22 protein-coding genes are annotated in these 26,674 nt (G+C 48.1%); 16 read left to right on the forward strand and 6 right to left on the reverse strand.

The genetic code is table 11. From position 1 onward, the window contains the following. Window positions 1-224 precede the first annotated feature (224 nt). On the reverse strand, window positions 225-1,064 hold the full coding sequence (locus AC2CG4_RS03440; protein ID WP_484484936.1) for a DUF3014 domain-containing protein: 840 nt from the start codon (window positions 1,062-1,064) through the stop codon (window positions 225-227). Between the two features lie 290 nt (window positions 1,065-1,354). On the opposite strand from AC2CG4_RS03440, the gene AC2CG4_RS03445 reads away from it, so the two are divergent. The 3 genes from AC2CG4_RS03445 to AC2CG4_RS03455 are packed head-to-tail and all read left to right on the forward strand — an operon-like array spanning window position 1,355 to window position 3,754. Further along, window positions 1,355-1,648 carry a FeoA family protein gene (locus AC2CG4_RS03445; RefSeq protein ID WP_062063483.1) on the forward strand — a complete coding sequence of 98 codons (294 nt, stop codon included), beginning with the start codon at window positions 1,355-1,357 and terminating at the stop codon, window positions 1,646-1,648. Between the two features lie 39 nt (window positions 1,649-1,687). Beyond that, entirely contained in the window at window positions 1,688-3,547 is a 1,860-nt protein-coding gene (gene feoB, locus AC2CG4_RS03450; protein ID WP_484484937.1) for a ferrous iron transporter B, read from the forward strand. Window positions 3,548-3,568: 21 nt separating this feature from the next. Then, complete coding sequence (locus tag AC2CG4_RS03455; RefSeq protein WP_484484938.1) at window positions 3,569-3,754, forward strand: FeoB-associated Cys-rich membrane protein; 186 nt, start codon at window positions 3,569-3,571, stop codon at window positions 3,752-3,754. Window positions 3,755-3,793: 39 nt separating this feature from the next. Here AC2CG4_RS03455 and AC2CG4_RS03460 read toward each other — a convergent pair whose 3' ends face one another. After that, entirely contained in the window at window positions 3,794-7,846 is a 4,053-nt protein-coding gene (locus AC2CG4_RS03460; protein ID WP_484484939.1) for an NACHT domain-containing protein, read from the reverse strand. A 213-nt stretch (window positions 7,847-8,059) separates the two neighbouring features. On the opposite strand from AC2CG4_RS03460, the gene AC2CG4_RS03465 reads away from it, so the two are divergent. Beyond that, window positions 8,060-9,214 carry a Fic family protein gene (locus AC2CG4_RS03465; RefSeq protein ID WP_484484940.1) on the forward strand — a complete coding sequence of 385 codons (1,155 nt, stop codon included), beginning with the start codon at window positions 8,060-8,062 and terminating at the stop codon, window positions 9,212-9,214. Here the strand turns inward: AC2CG4_RS03465 and AC2CG4_RS03470 are convergent, their stop codons facing one another. Next, window positions 9,215-10,132: a substrate-binding periplasmic protein gene (locus AC2CG4_RS03470; RefSeq protein ID WP_484484941.1), complete on the reverse strand. Its 918-nt coding sequence runs from the start codon at window positions 10,130-10,132 to the stop codon at window positions 9,215-9,217. A 161-nt stretch (window positions 10,133-10,293) separates the two neighbouring features. Here AC2CG4_RS03470 and AC2CG4_RS03475 point away from each other — a divergent pair, with 161 nt between their 5' ends. The 3 genes from AC2CG4_RS03475 (at window position 10,294) to rdgC (ending at window position 13,146) form a co-directional block, all read left to right on the forward strand. Further along, window positions 10,294-11,379: an AI-2E family transporter gene (locus tag AC2CG4_RS03475; RefSeq protein WP_484484942.1), complete on the forward strand. Its 1,086-nt coding sequence runs from the start codon at window positions 10,294-10,296 to the stop codon at window positions 11,377-11,379. A 52-nt stretch (window positions 11,380-11,431) separates the two neighbouring features. Then, on the forward strand, window positions 11,432-12,052 hold the full coding sequence (gene bamJ / locus AC2CG4_RS03480) for a BamJ family beta-barrel-assembly machinery protein (protein ID WP_484484943.1): 621 nt from the start codon (window positions 11,432-11,434) through the stop codon (window positions 12,050-12,052). A 185-nt stretch (window positions 12,053-12,237) separates the two neighbouring features. Continuing rightward, window positions 12,238-13,146, forward strand: coding sequence for a recombination-associated protein RdgC (gene rdgC / locus AC2CG4_RS03485; protein ID WP_484484944.1), 909 nt, complete (start codon window positions 12,238-12,240; stop codon window positions 13,144-13,146). Here the strand turns inward: rdgC and AC2CG4_RS03490 are convergent, their stop codons facing one another. Next, window positions 13,147-15,087, reverse strand: coding sequence for an ATP-binding protein (locus AC2CG4_RS03490; RefSeq protein ID WP_484484945.1), 1,941 nt, complete (start codon window positions 15,085-15,087; stop codon window positions 13,147-13,149). It abuts the gene before it with no gap. Between the two features lie 237 nt (window positions 15,088-15,324). On the opposite strand from AC2CG4_RS03490, the gene AC2CG4_RS03495 reads away from it, so the two are divergent. The 4 genes from AC2CG4_RS03495 to AC2CG4_RS03510 are packed head-to-tail and all read left to right on the forward strand — an operon-like array spanning window position 15,325 to window position 18,684. Beyond that, complete coding sequence (locus tag AC2CG4_RS03495; RefSeq protein ID WP_484484946.1) at window positions 15,325-16,398, forward strand: FAD:protein FMN transferase; 1,074 nt, start codon at window positions 15,325-15,327, stop codon at window positions 16,396-16,398. A gap of 47 nt (window positions 16,399-16,445) precedes the next feature. Next, window positions 16,446-17,480 (forward strand): PDDEXK nuclease domain-containing protein, encoded by a 1,035-nt coding sequence (locus AC2CG4_RS03500; RefSeq protein ID WP_484484947.1) that lies wholly within the window; start codon window positions 16,446-16,448, stop codon window positions 17,478-17,480. Window positions 17,481-17,494: 14 nt separating this feature from the next. After that, a complete protein-coding gene (locus AC2CG4_RS03505; protein WP_484484948.1) occupies window positions 17,495-17,809 on the forward strand; it encodes a putative signal transducing protein in 315 nt (104 codons plus the stop codon). Next, window positions 17,806-18,684: an endonuclease/exonuclease/phosphatase family protein gene (locus tag AC2CG4_RS03510; protein WP_484484949.1), complete on the forward strand. Its 879-nt coding sequence runs from the start codon at window positions 17,806-17,808 to the stop codon at window positions 18,682-18,684. Before AC2CG4_RS03505 ends, AC2CG4_RS03510 begins: the two co-directional genes overlap by 4 nt. On the opposite strand, the gene AC2CG4_RS03515 is transcribed toward AC2CG4_RS03510, so the two are convergent. Continuing rightward, window positions 18,667-19,614, reverse strand: coding sequence for a LysR family transcriptional regulator (locus AC2CG4_RS03515; RefSeq protein WP_484484950.1), 948 nt, complete (start codon window positions 19,612-19,614; stop codon window positions 18,667-18,669). The genes AC2CG4_RS03510 and AC2CG4_RS03515 overlap by 18 nt on opposite strands. A gap of 128 nt (window positions 19,615-19,742) precedes the next feature. Between AC2CG4_RS03515 and AC2CG4_RS03520 the strand changes: the two genes are divergently transcribed. From AC2CG4_RS03520 to AC2CG4_RS03540, 5 genes are all read left to right on the forward strand, one after another. After that, complete coding sequence (locus AC2CG4_RS03520; protein ID WP_484484951.1) at window positions 19,743-20,678, forward strand: sodium-dependent bicarbonate transport family permease; 936 nt, start codon at window positions 19,743-19,745, stop codon at window positions 20,676-20,678. Window positions 20,679-20,743: 65 nt separating this feature from the next. Further along, window positions 20,744-21,664 carry a sulfate adenylyltransferase subunit CysD gene (gene cysD, locus AC2CG4_RS03525; RefSeq protein ID WP_484484952.1) on the forward strand — a complete coding sequence of 307 codons (921 nt, stop codon included), beginning with the start codon at window positions 20,744-20,746 and terminating at the stop codon, window positions 21,662-21,664. After that, window positions 21,664-22,506, forward strand: a complete 843-nt coding sequence (locus AC2CG4_RS03530) for a DUF6671 family protein (RefSeq protein ID WP_484484953.1) — start codon at window positions 21,664-21,666, stop codon at window positions 22,504-22,506. The genes cysD and AC2CG4_RS03530 overlap by 1 nt, the downstream gene beginning before the upstream one ends. A 38-nt stretch (window positions 22,507-22,544) precedes the next feature. After that, complete coding sequence (locus tag AC2CG4_RS03535; RefSeq protein ID WP_484484954.1) at window positions 22,545-23,555, forward strand: L-threonylcarbamoyladenylate synthase; 1,011 nt, start codon at window positions 22,545-22,547, stop codon at window positions 23,553-23,555. Window positions 23,556-23,675: 120 nt separating this feature from the next. Then, the gene (locus AC2CG4_RS03540; RefSeq protein ID WP_484484955.1) at window positions 23,676-24,995 is read left to right on the forward strand and encodes a glucuronyl esterase domain-containing protein; all 1,320 of its coding nucleotides are present in this window, start codon (window positions 23,676-23,678) and stop codon (window positions 24,993-24,995) included. Here AC2CG4_RS03540 and rtcR read toward each other — a convergent pair. Further along, window positions 24,992-26,587, reverse strand: a complete 1,596-nt coding sequence (gene rtcR, locus AC2CG4_RS03545; RefSeq protein WP_484484956.1) for an RNA repair transcriptional activator RtcR — start codon at window positions 26,585-26,587, stop codon at window positions 24,992-24,994. The genes AC2CG4_RS03540 and rtcR overlap by 4 nt on opposite strands. Window positions 26,588-26,674 lie beyond the last annotated feature (87 nt).

Raw genomic sequence — 26,674 nt, forward strand, 5'->3', positions numbered from 1 at the left:
AAAACAACGTTACACAAACAAATCACTTAGAGTCTTGTAGGTTTTTCTTAGAAATCAAATAATTAGGTACCATTGTCGCCACATACAGCGAAAAAAATATATTTTTCGGTGATATAGGAAGGATTACCAAAATACACACATTAAACTGGGGGCAATAAAAAAGCCGCGCAAAGGCGGCTTTTAGTTACGAATAGCGCCAATGACTGGCGCACAAATTTGCGTCGCTAATCTACAATGCGTGCCCGCAATTGGCGCAAACTTGCCTTAACACTGCGCGCGTTTTCAGGGCCCATACGCAACATCAGCTTGTGGGTTTGCGGCATAGTTTCGAGTGCGGGATCTGCATATTGGTAGAACACTTTCGGGCGCACTAACAACAGGTCGCCCTGCGCATCGGGGGCGGCCAAAATATTATCGATAGCGGCAACCATCACACTGTGGAAGTTGGGTTTCTTTAAACCCAATTCGCGAAATGCTTCTTCTAACAGCGGATAAAAACGGCGATACACCGCAACCGCGGCGTCACTATCAATCAATGCCAGAGTGGTTACATAAGGCTCGTAGCGCTGAAAATTATTGGGAGAGACACGCTCCTGATCTGCAGCAGAGCCTTCAATCACGACCGAGAAAGTTTCTGAGATAAAAGGCAGTGGTGGCGATACCACAGGGCGGTATTCATGAATGACTTTGCCTTCAGCCACATTATTGACCGCCAATACGAATTTGCGCAGCACCTCTTGCGGCACCAACAACTTCACCAAGCCCTCACCGCGCAACTGCTGCAGCGCAGCTAAAATGCTGCTGTCACTTTCGCTTAAGGCTGGCAAGGGTTCGACTTCAACAACCGGTTGGGGAGGTACATATTCAACCAGTGGCGCTGCCGAACTGGTGGCCACGGCGGCAACTTGTGGCGCCACAGCTACCGGCGTACTGACAGTTTGTGATGCAACTGGTGCATCATTACGTAAAAAGAAGAAGGCAGCCGCAACAGCAATCAAGGCCAGCACCACGATAACAATCATAGTGGTCGATGAATTTTTGCGCGGTTGATAGTCATCACTCATAGCAATACCTTTTTAGTTGGCGACTTTATATGGCAACGCCTGTTAATAATTAACAGAGCTGCAGGATTATGGCCTAAACCTCTATAAGGTGACAGTCTTCTCATGCACCAGTTCCGCCCTATTCGCAGCCGTCAGCCGAATTACGACAGAACAATTTAGGAATTGAGGTAATGACTAATGACTGAGGCACACAAAGTACACAAAAGCCCCAAGCGCAAATTGCGGCTTGGGGGCAAATACAGTATCCTTCCTAATAATCACTCTCATTTACATTCGCAATGAGCTTATCTATGAATACTGCCGTGTTTGCCAATACGCACCCTCTTACACTTCGCCTTGATCAATGTCGTAAAGGTGCAACGGTGCGAGTAACAGGGTTGATTGAACAGCCGTTATTTGGTGCACAAGATGAGCGTGTCGGCCTGCGCTTAAAAGAGCTGGGCTTTTTACCGGGGGCACCACTTAAGGTAATCGGCTTTGGGTTGCTGGGTTCCGACCCGCTCGCGGTACAGGTCAACGGCACCAAGTTTGCCTTGCGCCGCGCAGAAGCCGCCAAAATTTGTGTTGAGCTGATTCAAGCCTAGCCATTTAATAACTAACCAGGCCTTTTTCAGGTAGCAATAATGTCCACCCCTATTCGCTTCGCGCTGATTGGCAACCCCAATTGCGGCAAAACCTCCTTATTTAATCGCCTAACCGGCGCCCGCGCCAAAGTTGCCAACTACCCAGGTGTGACCGTTGAGCGCCGCTCCGGTATGGTGACTGGCTTAGCGCACCCCGCCGAACTGCTCGATTTACCCGGCACCTACAGCCTTTTTGTCACCTCGCCCGACGAACAAGTCGCGCGCGATGTGATTCTCGGTCAACTAGCTGGCGAGCGCCGCCCGGATTTGTTGATCGCGGTGATCGACGCCTGCAACCTGCGTTTAGGCTTGCGTTTGGTGATGGAACTTAAAAGCCTCAATCGCCCGATCATTCTTGCGCTGAACCAAATGGATGAAGCCAAACGCCGTGGCATCAGCATCAATACCGCCGCATTAGCCAATGCCATTGGCATGCCGATTATCGAAACTGTGGCGGTTAACAGTCAAGGTGTAGCCGATCTGCGCAAGGTGTTGGATGACTATGCCCAGCAGCCAGCGATGCCCGAAGGCGAGCAAGCACTCACTCTGAGCGACCGTCAGGAATCGGTAGAGGCGCTCTACGCCGAGATCGAAAGCATCATCAGCCAACATGTGATTCAACCGGCTCATTTGCCGCGCTGGCAGGATCGCCTCGACTCTTTGGTGATGCATCCACTGTTGGGTTTAGTGGTGTTGTTCAGTATTTTGTTGGTGATCTTTCAAGCGGTATTTGCCTGGGCATCACCAGTGGTAGATTTAATTGATGCCGGCTTCAGCGGCCTTGGTGATCTGGTCGCCACCTTCTTGCCCGATGGCATACTCAAGGATTTTATCGTTGAGGGGATGATTGCTGGTGTTGGCGGTGTACTGGTTTTTCTGCCACAAATTATCATCTTGTTCTTTTTTATTTTGCTGCTGGAAGATACCGGCTACCTCACCCGCGCTGCGTTTTTGCTTGACCGCCCGATGCGAGGATTGGGTTTATCCGGCCGCTCATTTATCCCGCTGCTATCCAGTTTTGCCTGCGCCGTACCCGGCATTATGGCGACTCGCACTATCGCCGACCCGCGCGAGCGTTTTATCACCATCATGGTCGCACCGCTAATGACCTGCTCAGCGCGCCTGCCGGTGTATGCGCTGATCATTGCCGCGTTTATTCCTGAGCAAGCAGCTTGGGGGATTTTTAACCTACAAGGCCTAACCCTATTTGCACTTTACTTTGCCGGTGTCGCCAGCGCTGCACTAATCGCTTGGCTGATGCGTCGCCGTGCCAGTGGCCGCGAAGAGTATCCGCTGCTGCTCGAATTGCCCACTTATCGATGGCCAATGGCCTATCACCTATTGTTGGGCTTGCGTGAGCGCGCGTGGATTTTTATCCGCCGGGTGGGCACCATCATTCTCGCACTCTCGATTGTGCTCTGGTTTTTAGCGACCTTCCCCGGTGCGCCGGCAGATGCGACCCAGCCTGCCATTGACTACAGCTTTGCTGGCCAACTCGGTCACTTTATGCAGCCGCTGTTTGCTCCGCTCGGTTTTAACTGGCAGATGTGTATTGCACTGATTCCCGCCATGGGCGCGCGCGAAGTAGCGGTGAGTGCATTGGCAACCGTTTACGCCGTAGGTGAAGAATCGATTGATGTCGCACTCGGCTCCGCACTGGCGGCAAGCTGGTCGCTACCTGTGGCTTACGCTTACCTCGCTTGGTTTGTCTATGCACCGCAATGTATATCGACCATCGCCGTGGTAAAGCGCGAAACCAACTCGGCCAAAGCAACCGCATTTTTCACCATCTATTTATTTGCACTCGCCTACTTTGCCGCTTGGACGACGTACCAAATCGCCAGCGCACTGGTAGGCTAATTGGAATTGGGGGGAAGCATTATGTGGCAGCAAATCCCGTGGCAAGAAGTGATTGTTGGCTTATGCGTCCTCGCCGCCGTGTACTTTTTAGTGCGCCGCTGGCTATTCCCCTCCGCTAAAAAATCCGCCGCTTGCGGTGGCTGCGGTGGCTGCGATAAAACCAGTGAGTCCAGTTGCGCAAATCCCTCCGAAAAAAAGCCACACTAATTCGTAGAGGCGCCGCTTGCTGCGCCCTTTCCGCTACAACTATTTTTTCTTGGAAGTTCTGCGTTTTCCGGCTGGTTTCACAGCAGCATTAGGGCGAGAAAGATCCAACACAAAAACGTCAATCCTGCCTTTCAACTCTGTTGGCATATCGGCTGAGAGTTTTTCCTGTAACTGCTGTGCCGATTCAAATTGATTCAAATTCCCTGCAATTACTTCATCAACCCCAAACCAAAGAACAAGATAAATCCCCTGATCGGCAGCATTTGGATGCATCGCATAACGCTTATATAGCTGCTCATATGCCGCTGCAAAAAGTTCAGAGTGCCACTGCCCTTTAACTTCTATCACTAGTAGCCTTTGCTGCCCTCCAATAGAAATCTTTGCAGTAATATCGCAGCGATTACTGTTGGCCATGTGCTGCTCTTTATCAATAATTACATTGAAACCGCCACAGCGGGGCTGCAAAAACTCTACTATGCGATCACGCGCTTCATTTTCATCCACTCTTGTGCATTTACCTGTTTCTTTGTCACAGTTGTAGTATGCATTCAGCGAATCAACTTCGGAGTGGTGCAAATGTTTTTGCAGATCATCAAGCTTATCCATGATGAGTTGTCGCAAATCCTCAACTGCGGCTATAGAAAAACCATCCAAAAATTGCGTTATTTGTTTTGGACTAGGAGCAAAAAAATCTCGTAAAGCCAGATTTTTTAGTAGTCTCGATTTCAAGTGCAATGCATCATTGCGAAAAGATGAGAACCTTTGACCATCAATTAAATGATTGAAAATGGGTAGACTATGCTCTGGAGTATCACTACCTATTTTATTGACCAACCCTAATAGAAACCTATAAGCACGCTCACCCTCTGGCGATTCACTACCAAATGAACCAGGCAAATTAACTTCAGGCCAATAGTCGCAAAATGCATCTATTATTTTGAATAATTTAGATGCTGATAGTTTGGGCCACCCCTCTGACTCATCGCGAGACCATCGCCCTGAGTAGGTTTCAAATAAGAATAGTTTTTTTGGATCAGAAACCAAACCCTCCCAAATAAAACTGGGGCACTCTTTATCCGCAAAATAAAAATATCTAACAAACCAAAAGGTACGCTGTAAAAACTGGGCTTTGGTGGGAGGACAGTATTGAAATTCTTTGAACTGATCACAACGAGTTTCAATCAACCGTACAAGCTCACCCCGACCATCAAAATCCGATGCACAATAAGCAAACAGCGTTTCCAATACTTGAAATGGCATATCTGGAAAACGATTTAACCATTCAAACGGCAAGGTCTTTTTGAATTGATTAAACTCAGAACGATTATTTAACCAATCCACATCAATATGCTCACAACTTGCAGCGAGCTGAGGTTCAAAATAATCTCTCAAGAAAAGCTCTCTATCATTCTCAGCTAAAAATAGACAACGACTGACTTCATCATCAATTGCGTTATATTCATCACGAAATTTAGAGGAATAACGATTTAGCGCCACTTTAAGAACCACAAGTGCCGCATGGTTAAGACTATCTAAAGTTTTGTATTTTCGATAAATACATACTGCAACAGCACAAAGAACAAACTCCACCTGCATTATTTGGTTATTAATTCTTAATTCAACTAACTTTTGCAAACTGGGAAGATCTGGTTCCAGAAAATGAATACTATTGCAAAGTGAATCTTCAATAAGCTTATCATCAGGAACAACATCAAAATCTTGCGTTCTTTCATCAGGATACAAATAGTACCCTGCCATATAATTTATCCAGCCCCAATGTCTACCATTCCTTATTAATTCATGATTGGCCGTAAAATCATCAATAGCCTGTTTTTTTCTTTTATCGTTTCTAGCCCTGTGCTTCCCATAAAAGCGGTAATTATCTGCCCTGGTTTTTTTATTTCCATTTCGCTCATTCTTACAATGAAAAGCCCATTTGGCCATAAACTCTGGTTTAGCACGCGCCTGCCGACGCATTAAAGCCCTCAGCTCATTGGTACCTCTATCTTTGGTATAAAGTGCATGATGCTGAAAGTACGCGCTCCACAATTTAAGATTTTCATGTTCATATGAAAAGCGGATAATATTTTCAATATCATTATCCCTGAAAAACAAACCAGCGTGACCTAACCAACCATTAAAACGGCTTCCTAGCCGACGTATTTCATCTGAATCACTAAGGCTACCGAGTGCACACAAATGAATTGCCTGCCGCAAATCTTTGGTATTTTGCAAAATCTCAACAGACTTACTTTGAGAGGGAGTGGTAGAGTGATGAAATACAAGATTGCGCATCCATTGCCACAATATGCCAGCATCAAAGTGATCTTTCCTGACTCCAAAATATCGATCCAACAAAAGCCCCATAACTTTACTAAGACCTGGACGACAATTGCAGTCATAGTCATTTTTAGCTGCACACGAGCACACCATCTGCGTACTTAATTGATCCAAAAACCATTGGGAATCCTCTTCTGAAAAGGATTCTATTAACGTTTTAATAAAGCGCCGCTTCCCAATTACATTTTCGAATGGCTGATGACGATGGGGGTATAAAGTTGATAATGTTTTTAGGAACGAGCAAACAATCGGTTTCCCTATATGATCAACGCCTCGCTCTTTCACTATGGTGGCAGCTAACTCTAGCGATGAGACATCCCCCAAACTCACTAAAATAGTAAAGGCACACGATAGGCTTTCATTTTTAATATTAATCAAGCAGCTAAGCGCTAGCTTACGAATGTGTTCAATCTCTTCAGCATTAACTAATAAATCAATTAGTGTCGTTTTGAATAGATGACTCTGATCAGAATTCTCCAATAATTCGAGGATTAAACCTCTTAAATGATTTTTATTTCTCGGCATCGCCAGAATACTGGTGGTTGCGCCAACCACTTCTGGAGTGAAGAAACCTTTTGCACTGAAACTGCGCCACTGATCACTTGCCCTGAAATATGGATCGGTTTCCGCCAGATCTGACAACGCATTAATCAGCGCAATCTTTGAGCTTGAATGCAACTGTGCAGGATCGCCATTTGCGATAGCTGCATAAGGATCAAGAGCAATAACAAGGTTTTGGGTATCTTTATTAGCCAGGGTAGCCAACCACCCTATTAAACCGCGTAATTCATGCCTGACCACACCATTTGGAGCGATAATGGCGAGGCAACGTTTTACGCTAAGAAGATCCTGATTATCGTTAATTCTTTTCGCCAAATAGGAAGCAGCACAATATTCAGCAACAACTCTATGAATGGGTTCATGCAAGGACGGGCTATCTGCCAGTTTAAATAGACCGGTATCCATCAAATATTTAAGCTGTGGTCGATCAACCTTGCTGATCAAATCGTAAAGGAATGGATACTTATGGTCTGCATGCGACTCGACAGACGAAAAACCTTCAGAACCCGAGAGCAACAGTTTTGCAAAAATTTCTTCCGCACAAGCCGTAAGGAATTCGATGCTTGGGCGTGATATCGATGAACGCTCTTCCGAATCCTCTTTAACAAGTTTGACAACAGCATCTTCAAAGACTTGCCTTTTTGACTCAAATGCATGTGGATTATCAACATATGCCAACGCAAATAGCCGTAGGAAAAGCGGATTGCCAAACAGTGGGGTCAAATCAACACTCAGTGCCTGTGTGTAAAAAGCCTCAAAACTATAATCAGGTGCAATACTCTGAAAAAATTCTCTTTGCTCAACCTCATTAAATGCCACGAGGTGGTAAGTCGTTGGTTCGACCCCAAAAAAATCTTTAATCAACCCTTTATACCGAGGAGCATTCCACTCACTAGCACGACAAGCAAATACAACGACAAAAGGGTGAAGTTGGCTAGCTGTGGCGAAAATAGAATCAATCGCGGAATGGTCTATCTTCGCAACTTCATCAAGCCCATCCAAAATCAACACTTTACTTTCTGGCACATTAGGCCGGTGACGAAATACGTTAGCTTTTACACGCGCTGTATTAAATGATTCGGCAAGTTTGGTTAGCAACTCCGTCTTGCCCGCGCCGGGCTCCGCCAATATGACAATACAGCCAGACAGTTTCATTTCATCCTGATGAATAACCTGACCATCAATGGTCAAGTGTCGCTTTATGTATATTGAATTCGTCATGAAAACTATTTATCCCGTCAAGAAAGCTCATCGCGTGAGTATATAAGCCCTAAAGAAATTACTGTTATCCGCCCTTCAGATAGACACGCAAACTTGCCCAATGAGCCGAATAAATCTATTATTCGGCTCATATTGTGAGCCGAATACAATAAATAATCGGCTCAACCCTCACCGGAGGCAAGTTTGAGCGATTACACACCACCCAACCGTTGGATTTGGCAGCAAGCCGATTGGCCGGAGTTTCGCTGGGATCATGCCTGCGTAGAACCTTTGTTGCGCGAGGCACATACCAAACTTGGCGTATTATTGGGGCGCGCCGGAACGGTAGCTGAGGGGCTAGATAAGGCAGCGGCGTTGGATGCGCTGTTACAAAACATCATCACCTCTTCCGCCATTGAAGGAGAAGGATTGAATGCCGCATCGGTGCGCTCTTCTTTGGCGCAGCGCTTGGGTCTTAAACTAAGCGATGAGTTAACCGAGGCAACCTCGGCACGCACCGAGGGTTTGGCTGAGCTGATGATGGATGCAGTGCAAAATAGCCATGCGCCACTCTCGCTTGAGCGTTTATTTAAATGGCATCGCTGGTTGTTCCCCGATGATGAACCGCGCTTGGTCTCTATTCAGGTAGGGCAATTGCGTGGCAATGACCCAATGCAGGTGGTATCCGGCCGAATAGACAAACCCAAAATACATTTTGAAGCGCCACCACGCCGCGTATTGGATGACCAGCTTACACAATTTATCGCTTGGTTTAACCAGTCAAACAATCCTTCTATTGACCCACTGGTACGCGCCGCCATCACCCATTTTTGGTTTATTACGCTACATCCATTTGATGATGGCAATGGCCGCATTACACGTGCGCTGACGGATTTGGCATTGGCGCAGGCCGATGCACAATCCATTCGTTTATATGCAATGTCAGCGGCGATTTTAGCGAGCCGCAGTGATTACTATCGTATTTTGGAGCAATCGCAAACAGGTGATTTGAACATCACCAACTGGCTTGAATGGTTTTTATTGACACTCAACACCACCTTGCAAATGGCGCTGGCATCTATTGACCGTATTTTGCAAAAGCGACGCTTCTGGCAAGAGTTTCATACAGAAAACTTTTCCGCTGAACAGCGTAAAGTTCTCAACCGATTATTAGACGGTGGCGAACGAGGCTTTGAAGGTGGCATTAGCGCCGCGCAATATCAAAAAGTCGCCAAGGTGAGTAAAGCTACTGCCACCCGTCATTTAAGTGATTTGCTCGATAAGGGCTGTTTACAAAAATTACCCGGCGGTGGGCGCAGTACACGCTATCAGATTGCTCAGCTTCACACTGGCGAATAACTAATCCGCCACCAACTTCGACAAATCAATCCAATAACGGGGATTATCAACCGGAGTTTCAGCCGGTAAATACGGATTTTTTAGTGTAATAATCCGACGGTTTTTTAATCGTTCCAGTCCCGAGCTAACCCTTGGATGATTGTAAAAAAACTGGTCAAATTTACCGTTATCGATCAGTAATTCCATACCCTTTTCGATGCGCTGCGCGAGCGCTTCATTGTTTTTATTCACAAAAAAGTAAATCGCCGAGGGGTAGTAGATGAGCAAGTTGTCTTCTACTTCCAGGCGCGTCTCTTTGCGCTGCAGCAATTCAAACCAGGCTTCAGATACACCGCGCGGAAAATAATCAAAGCGGCGGGCATTGATCATCCGAAACAGCGATTCGGTTGTCTCGGACGTGGTCAAACGCAAACCATTCGCTTGCAAAATTAACGTATCCGGCCAGTGAGTGCCCTGCCCGCCGAGAAACTTCGCCAGATCTTGCCGTTTTTTTATTTGATCAAACCGTGCTTGCTCGTGTTTGCGAATCAACAATACGCGATAACCGAACAAACCTTTAAACAAGGGGATGCGTATAGGGCGCAATTGTTGCTCGCGCTCTTTATCAGTCATGGTCCAGATTACAAAATCACTACTGTCATTTTCCAGCATATTAATCCAGCGCGCTTGCGAGTAATCGCGCGGGGAAAAAACTATATCAATCACTTCGTTATCAGCCTTGCTGGCATTCAATGCCATCACCAATAAAGTCGTGAAGTAATCACTTGGTTGCTCCAGTGCCGTGCCTTGCACTTTCACTGGAATACGCACTTGCTCTGCGTTGGCTAGCGCCGCAGACGGCGAGATAAAAGCAAATAGAATGCACCACAGCGACACTCGGGTGCGCAACGCGAAAAACCGACAATCAAACCTGAGCATAGGCATAAAGGCTCATCTGCAACAATAAACATCCACGAAGCATAGAAGAAAAGCGGCCATCCTGCCGAATAGGCTACACAAATACCAGTGATGACACCTTCCGTCGGCTCCCGTATAGTCAGCGCGATAACATCCGCACAGTTTCTTTAAGGATTAGCGCCATGCAAGAAAAATTGGAAACACGCACGTTTTTACTGTTTTTATTCATCATTTCCGTTGGGTTTTTAATGATATTAAAACCCTTCTTCGGGACGATTTTTTGGGCGTGCGCCATCACCATTATTTTTTATCCAATGCAAACGCGACTACTTAAGTATCTCAATGGTCGCAGCACTATCTGCGCCCTGCTGACCTTAACCACATGCATATTGGTGGTGGTCTTGCCGGTTACGCTATTGATTAGCTCAGTGGTATCTGAAGGTGCTGACTACTACAGCAAGCTCGAATCGGGCGAGGTCAATCCTGCCCAGTATATCGATCAGGTGCGCACCGCCTTCCCGGCTGTACAGCAAACGCTGGAGCGCTTTGGTATCGACTTTGCCAAAGTGAAAGAAGGTGTACTGAGCGTGAGCATGAGCGGCGGCAAGTGGATCGCACAGCATGCTCTCAGCATTGGCCAGAACACCTTCAAACTATTGCTGAATATCTGTTTGATGTTGTACCTGACATTTTTCCTACTGCGCGATGGCAATTACCTGCTGGAGTTATTAATCCGCGCACTACCGCTCGGCGACACACGGGAGCGCATGTTATTTGCCAAATTTGGTGAAGTCACCCGCGCTACCATCAAGGGCAATATGGTGATTGCGGTGGTGCAAGGCTCACTCGGCGGTTTGGTCTTTTGGGCACTAGGCATTCCAGGCGCGCTGCTGTGGGGCGTGGTGATGGCGGTCATGTCTCTGATACCGGCCGTGGGCCCAGCGATTGTCTGGGCGCCGGTTGCCGTCTACCTATTTGCCACAGGCGACAATATCAAAGGCATTGTTCTGGTTGGAGTTGGCATGGGTGTAATTGGTCTGATCGACAATATTCTGCGCCCGATTTTGGTGGGGCGCGACACCAAGCTGCCCGACTATATTGTGCTGCTCTCCACCCTTGGCGGCCTTGGTTTGTTTGGCATTAATGGCTTTGTGATTGGCCCATTGGTGGCGGCTCTGTTTATCGCTTTTTGGGAGATTTTTATCCGCGAAGTCAACGTACCCGATGCAGGCAATGAACCCCAAGCCGAACAAAAGCCCGAGGCATAGCGCGCTTGATCTGCTAGACTGCGCGGCCATTTTATCGATTGGAAGTTGATTTATGTCTAACCAATACAAGACTGTTGAAGAACTCGTAAGCTACGGCATTGGCCGCCAAATGGGCGATCAATTGGCAAGCAATCCGTTTGATGGCGTTTCTGCCGCGGCCGTTGCGCAGGGTGTTATGGATGCTCTGAATGGCGTGGCCATGCCTTACAGCAACGAAGAAATGCAAAATGCATTTGAAGTGATCAATACTCAAATGCAAGCTAAAGAAGCTGATAAGCACAAGGCACTGGCGGGTGCGGGCGAAGCCTTCCTGGCTGAAAATGCGAAAAAAGCCGGTATCACCGTAACTGCATCTGGCTTGCAATACGAAGTAATCACTCAGGGTACTGGTGCTGTTCCAACCGCGACATCCAAAGTGAAAACCCATTACCACGGCACCCTGATCGACGGCACTGTGTTTGATAGTTCGGTAAATCGCGGTCAGCCAATTGATTTCCCAGTGAACGGTGTAATCGCAGGCTGGACTGAAGCATTGCAATTGATGCCAGTGGGTTCTAAATGGCGTTTGTATGTACCGCAAAACCTCGCCTACGGTGAGCGCGGAGCCGGTGCCAGCATTGCACCCTTCTCGACGCTGATTTTTGATGTTGAGTTGATTGATATTGTTGGTTAATTGATTCAACCCTAGCCTCCAGCGAGGATTCCGCGATCTTTTCCAAGACACGCCGTGAATCCTTCCTTGGAGGCTCATCTTCGACATCCATGTCTCAGACGGTCTCGGAAAAAATCCCGAAATCCTCGCTTCATCGCACCTGATCAACATTCTTAATTTATTTTTTTGTAACTATTGGATTTTCCATGTGGTTTAAAAATTTACGTTTATATCGCCTGACCGAAGAGTGGACTATTTCCGCTGAAGAATTGAATGAAAAGCTGGCCGAGTTTTGTTTTAACCCCTGCGGCAGCCTCGACCCTATGCGTTATGGTTTTGAATTTCCGCTGGGCCGCCACGGCAGTGAATATATTCATGTAACCAACGGCTACATTATGATTTGCGCCAAGAAGCAGGAAAAAATTCTGCCCGGCGGTGTGATCAAAGAACAACTGGAAGAAAAAATTCTCGCCATTAGCGATGCCGAAGCGCGCTCTGTCAGCCGCAAAGAACGCGACACTTTAAAAGACGAAATTATTTTCTCCCTGCTGCCAAAAGCCTTTACCCGCTCATCGCTGGATTACGCTTATATCGCTCCGCAAGATAATTTAATTGTGGTGAATTCATCCTCCGCCAAACGGGCGGAAGATTTGCTGAGCAAATTGCGCGAGGCGATTGGCAGCCTGCGCTGTTTACCTATAGCACCCAAGAATATTCCCACCCAAGTGATGACTCATTGGCTGCGAGAAAGCCAAGCGCCGCACCAGTTTGAATTGGGCGAAGAAGTGGAATTACAAGCGGCGAAAGATGGCCGTGTAATTCGCTGCAAAAAACAGGATTTAACCGCAAGCGAAATCCGCAACCATTTAGAAAGCGGTATGCACGTCAGCAAAATTGGTTTGGTGTGGAAGGAATCGATCAGCTGCATCATCGACGATCAAGTCGCCGTTAAACGCGTAAAGTTTGAAGATGTGATTAGCGATAAAGCCAACGAGCGCAATCCGGAAAGCAAAGCGGAACAATTCGACGCAGACTTTGCCATTATGGCAATGGAGTTAAAAAACTTTATTGCTGCCCTACTAGCGGCCTTTGGTGGTGAAACTGAGCGCGAATAATTATTCGCGCTGCACACCCCCAACCTCGCCATCCGATGAATTTTTTTCCTGTCCATCAGCCAGCGCCAACTCAAAATAAAAACAAGAACCACCATCTGGTGCTGGTTGATAGCCGATAGCCCCTTCCATCATTTCAATCAATTCTTTACTAATCGCCAACCCTAAACCGGTTCCCCCTTTTTTACGGGTAGAGGATGAGTCCACCTGGGAAAAGCGTTTAAATAACTTGCTCTGATCCGCCAGTGCAACACCTTCGCCCTGATCGCAAATAACCACTTTCGCTCGAGTACCATCTACCTCGATACTCAAGCTGACCTCACCATCCGGCGGAGAAAATTTCACCGCATTGGAGAGCAGATTGGCCATTACTTGCAACAGGCGAGAATCATCGACTTTAACCCAGAGTCCACTATCGGGAGTATTAAAAACCAAACGCACTTGATACTGTGCGGCATAGGGTTCAATAGATTCCAATGACTGCTTTAATAGTGATATCAAATCGTGTTTTTGCAATTGAAATTGCATTTTTCCAGCTACTAGTTTTTCCATATCCAACAAATCATTAATCAAAAGCGACAAGCGCTCCCCATTGTGCAGAGCAATATTAATAATTTTTGTTGCGTTCTCATCGAACCCTGAAAAACTGCCACTCGCCAATAATTTCAAGCCACCTAAAATCGATGTGAGTGGTGTGCGCAATTCATGGCTGACCATTGAAACAAAATCGCGTTTCAAATTATCCAGCCGAATGCGCTCGCTGATATCGATAATCTGCAATGTCCAATGGGTTTTTTTCGCAGTGCGATAACAAATGCCCAAACTCACCAAACCCATTAACTTATCCGCACCGGGGGATGCCAGATGCGCTTCAAATTGCTTAAAGTGCGCATTATTGATCACAAAACTGGTATCAATTTCCTGCATTGCAGCCAGCACACGTGCCTGCTCCGCCGAGTCAAATAAATCCACAATTGTTTTGCCCTGCAGCTCATCGGGCTGCAACCCCGTTAGCGTGCAAAAACTGGAATTCACTTCCAGCCATAGCGCATCGTTTTCTATCAATGCCATGGCTTGAGGCGATGCTGAAAACACTCGCTGAAACCGTTTCTGACTATCTTCCAACGCGCGATTGGCCTGCATACGCGCGCTTAACGAGCGAATAAATTGAAACAATAAATATGCACTGAATAAAGCGACCAACCATCCACCCCAGCGAGCAATATTTAGTCGCAACGGAATTTGTGTCATATCGGCACCCACCACTAGATCCCATTGCCGCCCCACAACTGGAATGGCAATCAGCTCTTGCAAATCACCGGAAACCCCATCACCCTCCATTAACCATTGATCCTGTCCGCGGTCATAAATATTAATACTCATCGCACTGCGATGCGCGCGCTCCAGCAGAGCCGCAAATAGACTATCAGCATTAATCGCCGTGCTGACTAATCCCCAATATTGATTTTCATGTAGAAAAATGGCCTCGCGATACACCAGCCCAATGCCCCCCTGACGCAATTCAAAAGGGCCAATCAATTTCGGCTGACGGGTTTCTATTACCGTTTTGACTCCTGGCCACTGTGTAGGGACATCGGGATAATATAGTCCGAGTGCAGCCTTATTAGCCTTTAATGGATAGATGTAAGCAATGCGATTATCTGGCGCCAAAGCGATGTTGCGAATGTGAGCCCCGCGCTCCTGCAACTCGGTCAACCAAGGCGCTAAAGCTTTTTCATCCACAAGCCCATCGTTTGCTTCTAGATAAGCTTTTAAGCCTAGAGTGAAATACTGCGCCGCATTAAGCTCATAAGTGAGCAGACTGGCCAAGCCTGCCAGATCCTGATTCATCGCCACCAGACGCGCTTGACGGTCTGATTGGAACTCAGCTTTTACCGCCAATTCACATAATGCAAGCAGCGCAATCAGTAAGGCAGGAGGCAAGATCCAGCCTATTAGTTTCATCCGCACTAAAGGGCTTAAAGAAAGGGGATTACACAATCGGGACAACAATTGAAGCATGGACTTTCCGCAGACTTGAAGGCTGAATAGGTTTTCAAAGTATAGTCAGCAAATCAAACTGCGCGCCTTTCACCAAAGTTAATAAGCAAACCAGCAGGAATTATGCCGCTATAATGCCGGCCACTCTATTTCACCTTTTTTATGTCATAGGATTTTCTCATGCTCACCTCACTAGGCTCTAGGATTAACCCTTTTCGCGCTCGTTCAATTGTTGCAATAAGTCTGATACTGCTGGCACTGGTAAACACTGGTTGCAGCAAAAGCCCCGAGATTAGCAAAATTTCGGGCTTTGCACAGGGCACTACCTACAACCTCAGTTTTGTATTACCGCAGGGCTCCAGTACCGCGCTATCCACCATCGAGCAAGCAGTAGAAACTGAATTTGCGCGCATCGATAAATCGCTCTCCAATTATCGCGATGATTCCGTAATTGAAGCCTTTAACGCTCAACAGACCACCGATGTTTATGAGGTAGATGCCGAACTAGTCGCGCTGCTTGAAGAAGCGCGCAAAATTCATCGCGCCAGCAATGGTTGTTACGACCTCACTATCAAACCCTTGTTTGATTTGTGGGGCTTTAAAAAAGATGAATTCAGCCCACCGAGTGATGCCGACCTTGCCCAGACCATGGCAGTCATCGGTTTGGATAATATTGAAACGGTCGATGCAACGCATTTGCGCAAACAGATTCCCAATTTGCGTATCGACGTATCTTCAATTGGCCAAGGTTATGCAGTCGGCCAAATTGTAAAAATACTTGAGCAATATGGCGTACAACAATATTTAGTTGAGATCGGCGGCGAATTAAAAATCAGCGGCAAAAAACCGGACGGCGAGCCGTGGAAAATCGCACTGGAAAAACCACTGCCGAACGAGCGCAAGATGCATAAAATCGTCAGCTTTGATTCAGGCGCACCTATGTCGCTTATGGCATCGGGCACCTATCGCCACTACTTTGACAGTAACGGCAAACGCTACAGCCATATTCTTGATGCACGCAGCGGCAAACCTGTCGAACACAACACAGTTTCTGCGGCCATACTGCACGAAAACCCCACGATTGCCGACGGCTGGTCTACCGCACTGCTATGCTTGGGCAGCAGCGAAGGTTTAAAAGTCGCAAACCATAATAATCTCGCGGTATTGTTCATCGACCAACAAGGCGATGAGCTGATAGAAACCCGCAGCAACGCGATGAATGAAATGAAGGGTGTGAGCCTCAACAATCCTTAACTCAACATGCACATTCGATAAGGCAACACTTTTCAACGAGGGAGAAAATGACCAAAGACGTTCATGACCTTAATAATTTGCTGGGGAATTTACGCCAGTTGATTATCGATGCGCGTCGGCAAGCACTGCGCGCAGTTGACACAGTGCAGATTCGCACTTGCTGGGAAATAGGTCATCACATCGTTGAGTTTGAACAAAACGGACAAGCGCGAGCAGAATATGGAAAACGCTTGCTGACGGATCTAGCTACTCAATTAACAAAAGAATTTGGGAAAGGTTTTGATTCATCTAACTTGCGCTATATGCGGTTATTCTACAAAGCATTTCCAATTCGTGACGCAGTGCGTCACGAATTGAGCTGGACGCATTACCGCACCTTACTCAAAGTTGAAAGCCCGTCCGCCCGCGCATGGTACATAGCGGAAAGTATCCGCCAAAATTGGAGTTCACGTGCGCTTGAGCGCCAAATCTCCACACTCTACTACGAGCGATTACTAACAAGCCAAGATCAGCCAGCCGTTGCACTTGAAGCAGCAAACTTAACCGAGCCGCTGAGCAAAACGCCAAGAGAGTTTGTGCGCGACCCGGTGGTATTAGAATTTCTGGGGCTACCCGAAGCCGGGCGTCTACTAGAGAGTGATTTAGAACAAGGGCTGATGAATAAACTACAAAGCTTTTTACTGGAACTTGGCAGCGGCTTTGCATTCGTCGCTCGTCAACAACGGATTAGCACTGACAATAAAGACTTCTACATCGATTTGGTTTTTTATAACTATCTACTCAAGTGCTTCGTATTATTCGACTTAAAAACCGGAGAGCTAAGCCATCAGGATATTGGCCAAATGGATATGTATGTTCGAATGTACGATGATTTGAAACGGGGTGAAGATGACAACCCTACTGTTGGTATTATTCTCTGCTCACAAAAAGACTCATCTGTAGTGCGCTATTCAGTCCTCAACGGAAGCGAGCAATTATTTGCCAGCCGCTATAAATTGATACTGCCATCCGAAGAAGAGTTACGGCAAGAGTTAGAGCGCGAACGAGCAGAATTGCTTGAGCAAACACAACACAACAAATAAAAGGCGCGCTTAACATGAAACTCATCTACACCCACGAAAACCGTTTTTTGGTTGCTAATGCGCACAACATCCTTGAACAAGCCGGGATTCGTGTGGTGTGGAAAAACGAATTTGCTTCCGGTGCGATTGGTGAAATTTCACCGTTTGATACCTGGCCAGAATTATGGGTGATAGACGATGCCGACTATGATCGCGCAATAGAAATTATTACTCACGCGCTGAGTGCCACTAACGCACCAGATTGGACTTGCACTCACTGCAACGAACCGAACGATGCAGCATTTGAAACCTGTTGGAATTGCCAAACAGAAAAACCGGAGCACACATGATGAAACAGATTCTATGCAGTTTGGCATTATTGATTTTAGCTACCAGTGCCTGGGCACAAACCACCCAACTCAGTGTGATGAGCTACAACATTCGCTGCGGCCCATGTGAAGCGCCAGACAACATTAACAATTGGAAAAAACGCAAATATCTAGTGGGGCATTTGATCAAAATGCACAACCCGGATGTCATCGGCTTGCAAGAGGCGGAACTCAATCAAATTGAAGACTTGGTAGAAATGCTGGATGACTATTCCTGGATGGGTGTAGGCCGTGACGACGGCAGGGACAAAGGCGAAACAACGGCTATTTTATTTCGCACCTCGCGCTTGTCGCTGCAGGGGCAGCAAACACTCTGGTTATCGCAAACGCCACTGCAACCTTCGCGCGGTTGGGATGCAACTTATCGCCGCACGCTCAGCATCGCCAAATTACTCGATGCGCAAACCAAACAATTTATATATGTGTTCAACACCCATCTGGACAACGAAGGCGAAGTGGCGCGGCAGGAAGGCGCCAAATTATTAATCAATGAGATTGCCAAACTCGACGCTGCAGCACCCGTTGTGGTCACCGGCGATTTTAATTTTACCGCGCCCGCTCCTAGTTACGACATCATCACCGAAACTCTCGCCGACGCCGAAAAAACCTCAACTACTCCAGCAACGGGCGGCAACAAAACCTTTAATGGCTTTGGCGAAAACAAAGAACCGGGCAATAAAATTGATTTCATTTTTGTAAAAAAATCAATGAAAGTGCACAGTCATCAAATCGACACCACTATTTATAACAATCTCTACCCTTCGGATCATTTCCCAGTCATAGTAACAGTCGATACTGCTATCACGACTGCAGACACATTAAAGAGCATTGAGTAAAACTGACAGTTCGTTGCGAATATATTTTTCTTCCACCCAATCGCTCAACTGCGCGTTCATAAACTCAATAAAATTATGTGCGGCGACCGGCAAACGCCGGTCGCCATGACGCACCAAATACCAATGGCTGGTGAGGGGGAAATCCCGCACATTAATAATCGCCACTTGCGCATTGGTCTGCGCCAGCGTGTGTTCCGAAATAACCGCTAAACCCAAACCCGTTTCCACACTCATCCGAATCACTTCGTTACTTTCGATTTGCAGGGTCTTATGCAACTGCAAATTATTTTCACGCAGCCAATTTTCAAACATCATGCGGGTAGCGCTACCCGGTTCGCGCATTAAAAAACGCTCATTCACTAATTCTGCAAAATCTACTTGCTGTTGTTGTGCGGCCCAATGGTGAATGGGTGCAATAAGCACCAAGGGATTTTTGAGGAAGCGCCCACTAATCACATGTTCGCCGGTAGGTGGATGGCTAAATAAATACAAATCATCCAACTGGTTTTCAAAACGCTGCAATACACTGCCGCGGTTACCGATATTCAAGGTCACATCCACTGCGGGATACTGTTGCGCATAGGGGCTGAGCAAACGCGGCAAAATATATTTCGCCGTGGTCACTACCCCAATACCGAAGTGGCCTTTGCTGCCCTGCGCTGCATCGCTTAAAAAACTGTTGAAGTCATCAAAGCGCCCAAGAGCATCCAGCGCGGCGTGATACAACTCAGTGCCCACAAAGGTGGGGCGATACTGACCATCGCGCACCTCCAACAGCGTATCGCCTATAGCCTCTGTCAGCCGTTTGATCTGCAGTGAAACCGTGGGCTGGGTGAGGTGTAATTGCGCCGCCGCTTGAGAGATAGACCCGGTACGCACCACGGCGATATACACCTGCAATAGGCGAAAGGTGAGATGGCGAATATTCATAGGAGCACCCATATAGCAAAAACAATATAGATAATTATCTATTAATAAATACATAAACATTAATTATCATCTATTTCAAGCAACGATCACAATGCGCGCCAGACAACTTAAACCATCTGGAGAACACCATGCCCGATATAGTCATCATGTTTTTCCTGCTCGGAGCCCTTGCCGGGGTAGCCAAGTCCGACCTGAAAGTGCCTAAAGCGGCTTATGACACCCTGAGTATTTTGTTAATGCTGACCCTTGGTTTGAAAGGTGGATTAGCGTTGCACGGGCAAGTGAGCTGGCAATTGCTGCCTGAAGTGGTGGTGGTGATTTTGGTCGGTATTGCGATCCCCTTGGCGGTTTATCCTCTGGTGCGCAAGCTCGCGGGGCTTAACCCAGCCGACAGCGCAAGCTTGGCTGCCCACTACGGCTCAGCCAGCGCCGGTACATTTGCCGTGGCGCTGGCGTTTGCTGAAGCCAATAACCTTACGATAGCCCCGCAGACGACGCTCTACCTTGTTCTACTGGAACTGCCAGCCATCGTGGTGGCAATTATGATTTATCGCAAAGTCACCGGCAGCACCGCCAAGGCCAGTGCCATTTGGCACGAGGCACTGACCAGCCGCGGTGTAGTCCTGCTGGCCGGTGGTTTGTTGATTGGTTACTGGTACGGGCCGGAAGGCAGCGCCGCGATTACCCCGCTGTTCCTCGGCGCCTTCAAAGCCTTGCTTGCCCTGTTCTTACTGGAGATGGGTTTGTGTGTATCCAAACACCTCAACCCCTTCCCGTTAAAACATTGGCGTTTGATTGGCTTTGCCTTGGTCGCGCCGATGATTTTAGCGGTGATAGGTATCAGCCTCGGTGTATTACTGGGTCTGCCTGCGGGTAGCAGCTTGATTCTCGGCAGCTTGGTCGCGAGTGCCTCTTATATCGCAGCACCGGCGGCGATTCGCGGTGCGATTCCCGAAGCCGATGTCGGTCTCTCCATCTTTGCCTCGCTGGGTGTGACCTTTCCGTTCAATGTGCTGGTGGGCATCCCGATTTACTACCAGTTATTAACCTGGTTCAGCGCTTAAGTAGCCACGAAAAACATTTTTTGCCTTGCGTCTCAATTGGGGGGCAAGGCTCTTGCGGAGCCCCCATGTACTCACAAACACACTTGCAACAACTCGAAGCTGAAGCCATTTTTATCATCCGCGAAGTGGCCGCCAGTTTCGACAATCCCTGCTTTTTTTATTCGATCGGCAAAGACTCAACGGTGATGCTGCACCTCGCGCGCAAAGCCTTTTACCCCGCCCCCGTGCCATTCACGCTGCTACATGTGGATACCACTTGGGAGTTTGCCGAGATGGCGCGTTTTCGCGATGCCATGGCCGCTAAACATCAACTCAGAATACTGGTTCACACCAATGAAGAAGCGCTCGCGCTGGGCATTCACCCCATTAATTCAGGCTCAGTTAAATACAACGATTTGATGAAGACCCAAGCACTAAAACAGGCGATGAAACAATACCGCTTCGATGCCGCACTGGGCGGTGCCCGGCGCGATGAAGAAAAATCCCGCGCTAAAGAGCGAGTATTTTCAGTGCGCGATGCCCATCAAGGCTGGGATCCGAAAAATCAGCGTCCGGAGTTATGGAACATTTACAACTGCCATATCGATAAAGGCGAATCGGTGCGTGTATTTCCCTTATCGAACTGGACAGAACTGGATATTTGGCAGTACATCCACAAAGAAAAAATCGAGCTGGTATCACTGTATTTATCCGCCCCGCGCATGAGCTGGGTAAGCGATAACGGCGGCCAATATTTAATTCTGGATGACGAACGCATGCTGCCGTTTTTAAGCGAGCGCGAACGCGCCAGCCTCGCCCACCGCCCGCTGCGCTGCCGCACACTGGGCTGCTACCCGCAAACCGGCGCCGTGTTGAGCGAGGCCACTCAAGTCATCGATATTATTGATGAGTTAGTACAGAGCAAAACCAGCGAACGCGAAGGCCGCATGCTGGATAAAGATCAAGTTGGCTCGATGGAAAAGAAAAAACGTGAAGGTTACTTTTAATGCAAACACGCTTCGCCAACAGTCAATTTGCCCTACTCACTCGCCACGGCAAAGAAAATATATTCGCGCCTTTGCTGGAAACGCAGTTGGGCGCATCGCTGCTACTGACCGAGAATTTCGATACCGATTTACTCGGCACCTTTAGTGGCGAGGTTGAACGCGAGCTGAGCCCGCTCGATTGCGCACTGAAAAAAGCACAGCTGGCCTGCGAGCTTACCGGTCTCAACCTTGGGTTGGGTAGCGAAGGTAGTTTTAGCCCCAGCCACTACGGTTTTGGCACAGCTAATCACGAGCTGATTGCCTGCATCAATCGGCAAGCGGGCTGGTCGGTGGTGGGGCACTACTATGGCTTTAGCCGTGTACGCAGCCAGACCCTAAATTCCATGGCTGAGCTCTATCGATTTGTGGAGCAAACCCCAGCTGGACAAGGTTTGTTATTGCGCAGCCCAGCCGGAGTCGCCAAGGGGCTTTATGGGTTAGATGCAATAGAAACCCAGCTAAAAGACTGGTTTGGAAACTACGCCCTACTCGGCTCGGCGTTCGCGCAGGAGCTGGTGATTAGCGATGACCTGCGCGCGCACCACTGCCCAGAGCGGCGCGAACATATCCGAAGGGCGATGGAAAATCTGATCGAACGCTTGCAACTTGCTTGCCCGCAGTGCGATACCCCGGGGTTTTGGCCAGACCATGTCCTGCCCGGCCTTCCCTGTCGCGCTTGCGGCTGCCCCACCCACAGTATTAAAGCGCGTACCGCGCGCTGCGGTCATTGTCATTTTGAACAAACTTACCCAGTCACCGAGCCCGAAGCTGACCCCAGCCTCTGCCCGCACTGCAACCCCTAAAGTCACGAACATAACGAGAGTAATGAGAGCAGCGAGCTATGCACACTGAATACTTGTTCACCGACCAGCCCTTGCAGCTGGCACGCGCCGCCCAATTGTTGATTGCGGGCAAGCTGGTGGCGGTGCCCACCGAAACCGTTTATGGTCTCGCGGCGGACGCCAGCAACCCGGAGGCGGTCGCCCAGATTTTTAACGCCAAGGGGCGCCCAGCCAACCACCCGCTGATTGTTCATATCGCCGACCCTGAGCATATGCATCACTGGGCTGAGCAAATCCCCGCCAGCGCATTTGCCCTCGCCAGCCATTTTTGGCCGGGGCCACTCACCCTACTGCTCAAAAAAGCCGCCCATGTAGACTCTTGTGTCACCGGTGGCGAACCCAATATCGCCCTGCGCATGCCCGCCCACCCAGTGATGCAAAACCTGTTGCGCATGACCGAACTCGGGCTCGCCGCGCCCTCGGCCAACCCCTACCAACAACTCAGTCCCACCCAGGCAACACATGTGGCTAAGGGGCTGTCGGGCAAAATCGCGGCGATTCTAGACGGCGGCAGCTGCCAACTCGGGCTGGAATCCACCATCGTCGATTTGACCCAATCCCAACCGCGCATACTGCGCGCCGGCCCCATTACCGCCGATGCCATCGCCCAGTGTTTAGGGCAGCCAGTGGCCGCGCCGCAACGCCATGAGGTAGCCATCTCGGGCAATAAAAAACAGCACTATCAACCGCGCAAACCGCTGCATATTTTCGCCACCGAAGAACTTGTACAACAACTCAAGCGCACCAACCAGCGCATCGCCGTAGTTTTTTACAGCCAGGCCATTCAATCAGCGAGCAACACAATCGAAAACTTATCTGGCAGCACGCCAATTTATCGGGCCGCATCATCCAACAAAGCACTTTATGCCCAAGCGTTATACAGCACATTGCACGAGTTGGACGCACTCGATATAGATGCAATTTGGATGGAACAACCACCGCAATCAACTGAATGGAATGATGTGAATGACCGCTTGGCGCGAGCGGCAACCAAAGACGATGGGAAGTGATAAGACGTGTTTAGCAAATTGCAGATAAGACGCAAACCCATTATGGTTGCCGAACAACAAAAACATTACACAACAAACGCAACCTCTCAGCAGAATCCTAAACATAAGAAAGGAACAGGCATGAGAGTTTTACTCAAACATTATTTTTTTATCCCAGCGCTCTGCATTCATTTATTGGGATGCGGTGGCAACAGCGATGCAAAGATCACCCCCGCTAGTTCGATGGTGCCAGTCACAGCTTCAGCGGTTGCAGTATCGGTAAACGCAAACAATTCCAGCGCGACGGTTTCGGTAGAAAATTCTACTCAAGACTGCGAGATTGCAGCACTCAAACCATTTGCCGATCTACCCGAAATAGGCAAACTGCCCAATCCATTTATTTTTATGGATGGCACACCTGTATTGACTAAAAAACAATGGTCTTGTCGTCGTGCAGAAATTGCAGCACAAGCGCAAGCCTATGAACTAGGCGAAAAACCGCTAGCGCCACTGCAAGTGGCTGGATCAGTTAGCAGCGGAAAAATTACCGTCATTGTGCGCGACAAGGGCAAACAAATCGCCTTTGATGCACTCATCACCCTACCCCGTACCGGCGTTGCGCCCTACCCCGCAATGATTGGCATAGGCAATTCCTATTTGAATAATGACGAGCTATCGCGCCAAGGAATCGCCGTTATTCAATTTCCCAATAATTTACTGGGTGAACAACACAATGGACAATCGCGCGGCAAAGGTTTGTTCTATGACATATACGGCAGCGATCACCGCGCCAGCGCCATGATGGCCTGGGCCTGGGGCGTAAGCCGTGTGCTCGATGTACTGCACAACACTAGCAATACCCTTATCGATCCGAAGCGAGTAGGCGTTACCGGTTGCTCGCGCAATGGCAAAGGTGCCTTGATCGCAGGAGCATTTGATGAGCGACTAGCACTCACCATCATGCAAGAATCAGGTTCCGGCGGCGCCGCTAGCTGGCGCATTTCTGACGCTCAATTAGCCGCAGGCCAAAACGTACAAACCCTGCGCCAAATCGTGACTGAAAATGTGTGGTTTACCGAGCAATTTAAAATTTTCAGCGAAGCCGCAAACAAACTGCCCTTTGATCACCACAGCTTGATGGGGCTTATTGCACCGCGCGGATTATTAGTCGTAGAAAACACCGGCATGGAATGGCTGGGCAATCAAAGTACTTACACTACTGCCGTTGTAGCGCGCGAAATTTGGAACGCATTAGGTGCAGCCGACAACATGGGCGTAACCCAAATAGGCGGCCACAACCACTGCCAACTCCCCGCCAGCCAGCAACCTTTTGTGGATGCATTTGTGCAGAAGTTTTTACTAAATGACAAAACTGCAAACACCCAAGTGCAACAAACCGATGGTGGCTTTCCGGTGGAAGTTTCGCGCTGGGTGGATTGGGAGACGCCGAGTCTGCATTAATTATCTGTTAGCGAGGAAAAATTCAATCCAAATTTTTCCAGATACTGCTTAACACGATGAGAGTCATTTACAGAGGATTTTTTATCTCGACTCACATTAAATAATGTGCGCCCGGCTTCAGCCAAGGAACGGCTTGTCTTGCATACTTTTATAACCTCGCTTAGCTGTAAGCGATCAAATAAATCCAGATTCGCAAGCTGAGCTGGAGACAAATAATTTTCTAGCAAACTATTATTTTTAGTCACAGCTTGGCTCTGAAAACCGCGCCAGGCATGCTGCAAGCGAACAATTTCACCCGCTACAATATCCTCAGTAATACGCCCGCCAACCGCAAGCGTTGCCATGCGTGTAATACTGGAATTTAAGTCGCGAAAGTTAGCGCGCCAGAGCGCTTGCGGCGAATAGGCAAACTGCAAATAAGCTTCACGCGCACCTTTATTAAAACTCACTTTATGACCCGCCTTGCGCGCATAATTATTTAACTCATGCTCGATATTTGGCTCTAAATCCTCACTGCGCAACTTTAGCGAAGGCAATTCATAAGTCCATAAATTGATGCGAGCCAATAAATCTTCGCGAAATAATCCTTGCCGCACCAATTCAAATAAATCGCGATGCGTACCGGCGATCAATTGAAAATCACTGGTGACAGTTTGATCGCCACCAAAAGGCATAAATATTTTTTCTTCAATCGCACGCAACAACATAGCTTGTTCATCCAAACCTAACTCGCCGATCTCATCCAGAAATAACATGCCTTGATGAGCTTCACGCAGCAGCCCTGCACGCGCATTCAATGCACCAGTAAACGCGCCTTTTACATGACCAAAGAGCGCGGACATTGCATTATCGCCACGCAGCGTAGCGCAGTTTACTTCGACTAAATTTCCCGTTAATTGTCCGCGTTGTTTTTTCAATTCGTAGATTCGTTTTGCCAACTGCGATTTCCCTGCCCCTGTGGGACCATTCAACAACATGGGAGCAGTTGATTTAACCGAAACCTGCTCAACCTGCGCAATCAATTCATTAAAGGCTGCATTGCGGGTTTGAATTCCACTTTTTAGATGGGTAACTGCATCGCGCGACTCTTTGGCAAACCGCGATGCTATTTGATCGTAGCGCGAGAGATCCAAATCAATAACATGATAGGTTCCTTGCACACCCTCTTTGCTGGGCGATGACTGCAACAATTTGCCAGGCAAATAATGCGCTTCGGCCAACAAGTACAAACAAATCTGCGCCACGTGAGTACCCGTGGTGATATTCACAAAATAATTATTCTGCTCAACATCAAACGCTTGGCTCACTGCCACCGCATGAATCTGACTGTACACCTGCTCAAAATCCCAAGCGTCCTCACAGGCGATAGGGATCGCAGTTACTTTGGTATGCGGCGAAACCTGAGCCATATCCTGCACCGTTAGATCCAGCAGCAACTGATCTTCCGGCAAATACATCAACAAATATTCATCGACCTGAAATTCAGGGTGCATCAATAATGCGATGCTCGGCCGCCAACGCTCCCACCGACGTTTACCCAAACCACCATGATCTAGCCTAGACCCCAGAATTCCTACCACCACATTATTCATTTAGATATTTTCCTATCTATTTTGATAAATAATAGAATTTTGCAAATTTTACGACAGCCCCTGAAAACACTCAACAAAACAATTTAA

The organism is Cellvibrio sp. ATLC23, from assembly GCF_057196725.1.